The 3,271-nt window shown below is 65.9% G+C and carries 4 protein-coding genes; 3 read left to right on the forward strand and 1 reads right to left on the reverse strand.

Translation table 11 applies throughout. The features are described 5' to 3' along the window. A partial coding sequence (locus tag IF803_RS42260) for an SDR family NAD(P)-dependent oxidoreductase (protein ID WP_461196132.1) occupies nt 1-686 on the reverse strand: 686 nt, incomplete at its 3' end. Between the two features lie 112 nt (nt 687-798). On the opposite strand from IF803_RS42260, the gene IF803_RS42265 reads away from it, so the two are divergent. The 3 genes from IF803_RS42265 to IF803_RS42275 form a co-directional block, all read left to right on the forward strand. Beyond that, complete coding sequence (locus IF803_RS42265) at nt 799-1,314, forward strand: CvpA family protein (protein ID WP_028341925.1); 516 nt, start codon at nt 799-801, stop codon at nt 1,312-1,314. A 148-nt stretch (nt 1,315-1,462) separates the two neighbouring features. Next, a complete protein-coding gene (locus IF803_RS42270) occupies nt 1,463-2,245 on the forward strand; it encodes an SDR family oxidoreductase (RefSeq protein ID WP_038385271.1) in 783 nt (260 codons plus the stop codon). Between the two features lie 167 nt (nt 2,246-2,412). Further along, on the forward strand, nt 2,413-3,271 hold an 859-nt coding region (locus tag IF803_RS42275; protein ID WP_461196133.1), incomplete at its 3' end, for an NADPH:quinone reductase.

Below are 3,271 nucleotides of genomic sequence, written 5' to 3' on the forward strand. Positions count from 1 at the left end.
ATGTGTATAAGAGACAGATCGGACTCGGCGCCGACCCGGCGCTGTGGAATGCGCTTAGCAAGCCGCTCGCCCGCCGGCGTCGACCAGAAATCATGGTTCATCTCGGTATCGATATAGCCCGGCGCCAGTGCGTTGACGCGGATGTTGTTGCCGGCGAGTTCCAGCGCCATTGCCTTGGTGCCCTGGATCATGCCGGCCTTGGAGATCGCATAGGGCGATACCGCCTTGAGCACGCCCTGTCCGAGCACGGATGCGACGTTGATGATATTGCCCGGCTGCTTGCGCGCCATCATGCGCCGCGCAAGTTCGGTCGCGAGGAAGTAGGCGCCCTTCAGATTCGCACCAATCACGGCGTCCCAATCCGCCTCGGTCTGCTCGGTCGACAGTTTCTCGATCGCGATGCCGGCATTGTTGATCAGCACCGTGACCGGACCGAGCGCGGCTTCGGCGGCGTCGAGCGCCTTCGCGATGCCGGAAATATCCGCGACGTCCATCTGCACCGCGGCGGCGCGGCCGCCCTTGGCCTTGATCTCCTCCTCGAGGCTTTTCAGCTTCGCGACCTGGCGCGCGGCCAGCACCACCGCGGCGCCATGCGCCGCCAGCACGCGGGCGAATTGTCGCCCGAGCCCCTGCGAGGCGCCGGTGATGAGGATGATTTCTTTACTGACATCGAATAGGTCGGACATCGACAGGTTCCCGGATTGAAGCGGACGAGTGATAGCGACAATTGTCCCTGATGTAAGCAGGTTTGCTCAACCAGGGGACAGTAGGAGATTGGGGCAGGGAATTCCTTAATCCATGAACCTCTTCGACCTTGCCATCATCGTCGGATTGGTGTTCGCGGTGGTGACCGGCTTCACGACCGGCCTGTTGCGCAGCGCGGTCACCATCCTGGCCTATCTCGTCGCCATGCCGCTCGCGGTCGCCGCGCTGGCGATGATCGGGCCTCACATCGCGACGCTGCCGTCGTCGCCGTTTCCGCCCAATGGCGTGCTGCTGTTCGGCCTCTTCCTCCTGATCGGCGTCATCCTCGGAAAGATGGCGCGGACGATGCTCGACGACACCATCGGCTCGGAGATCGGGATCGGCGACCGCCTCGGCGGCGCGCTGCTCGGCGCCATCAGGGTCGGTCTCGTCGTGACCACGCTGGTGCTGGTGTTCGATCAGCTGGTGCCGCTCGCCAGGCAGCCGCAGTTCCTCAATGGATCGCAATTGCGGCCGCTGTTCTCCGCGGCCGGACAGGCCGGATTCCGCTCGCTGCCGCCCGAAGCCACCATGGCGATCGAGCGGCTGCGGCGTGAGCAACGCATCTAGCCTCCTGCCCTGCGCCAACGTGCTCACCCGCCTGTTCCTGCCCGGCATGCACTTATGCATTGCACGTCCCTTATCGGCGCCGCCGAGCTTGGCTAGAATGCCGCCATCAAACCTTTACAAACCTACCCGACATCACAGGGAGTGAACCGTGGATCTTGGAATCAAAGGCCGCCGCGCCATCGTCTGCGCATCGAGCAAGGGACTGGGCCGCGCCTGCGCGATCGCGCTCGCCAATGAGGGGGTGCATGTCACCCTGACGGCGCGCGGCGCCGAGGCGCTCAAGCAGACCGCCGACGAAATCCGCAAAGCCCACCCCGGCGTCACCGTCACCGAGATCGTCGGCGACATCACGACCCCGGCCGGGCGCGAAGCCGTGCTCAAGGCCTGCCCCGATCCGGACATCCTGATCAACAATGCCGGCGGCCCGCCGCCGGGCGATTTCCGCAACTGGACCCGCGACGACTGGATCAAGGCGATCGACGCCAACATGCTGACGCCGATCGAGCTGATCAAGGCCACCGTCGACGGCATGATGGCGCGCAAGTTCGGCCGCATCGTCAACATCACTTCGGCCGCGGTGAAGGCACCGATCGAGATCCTCGGCCTGTCCAACGGCGCCCGCGCCGGCCTCACCGGCTTCGTCGCCGGCCTGTCGCGCAAGACCGTGATCAACAACGTCACCATCAACGGCCTGCTGCCGGGCCCGTTCGAGACCGACCGCCTGCGCGGCACCGCGAAGCCCGAGGCCGAGAAGCGCGGCATCTCGGCCGAGCAGGTCCTGGCCGAGCGCGCCAAGCTGAACCCCGCCGGCCGCTTCGGCGATCCCGACGAATTCGGCTATGCCTGCGCATTCCTGTGCGGCGCCAAGGCCGGCTTCATCACCGGGCAGAACCTGCTGCTCGATGGCGGCGCCTTCCCGGGCACCCTCTAGTGCTGCCGATTTGAAGCTCCTGCACTGTATGCGGCGAGACCGATTGGGAGCTTCAAATCGGTCAAGCGGCACAGAGACCTATGACTCTTGCCAGCGCCCTCTTGCTTTCCGCAGTTCGCGCAAGAGGTCGCTGGACGAGTTCACGAACTTCGGAAAAGGGACGCTAGATGAGAGCGGTCTGGTACGAACGGACCGGTGCGGCGCCGACGGTGCTCACCGTCGGCGAGATGCCGACGCCGGAAGCCGGTCCCGGCGAAGTCCGGGTTCGCCTCGAGGCGTCCGGCGTCAACCCGGCCGATGTCGGCCGCCGCAGCGGCAATTATCGCGCGATGGAATTCCCGCGCGTGATCCCGAACAGCGACGGCGCCGGGATCATCGACCAGGTCGGCGAAGGCGTCACCCGCTTTGCGGTCGGTGATCGCGTCTGGCTGTTCAACGGCCAGCGCAATGGCCGCGCCTTCGGCACCGCGGCCGAATACATCACGATGGCCGACTATCTGGCGACGCCGCTGCCGCAGGACGTGTCGTTCGCGGCCGGCGCTACGCTCGGCATCCCCTGCATGACCGCGTGGTGCGCGCTGTTCGCGGACGGCCCGATCTCGGGGCAGACGATGCTGGTCACCGGCGGCGCCGGCGCGGTCGGTCACTACGCCGTGCAATTGGCAAAATGGGGCGGCGCGCGCGTGATTGCGACCGTCAGTTCGCAGGTCAAGGACGTCGAGGCGCGGCTCGCCGGCGCCGACACCGTCGTCAATTACCGGACCGAGGACGTCGTCTCGAAGGTGATGGCCTTCACCGAGAACCGCGGTGTCGACCGCGTGATCGACGTCGATTTCGGCGGCAACCTCGCGACTACGCTGAAGATCATGGCGATGAACTCGACGATCGCGGTCTACGCCACAAACGGCAACCGCACGCCGACGTTGCCGGTGCGCGAATTGATGGAGAAATGCATCACCGTGCGCTCACTGGTGCTGTTCGCGCTGCCGCCGCCGCTGCTCGCGGCCGCGCAGGCCGACATCACCC

Source organism: Bradyrhizobium sp. UFLA06-06, from assembly GCF_054820065.1.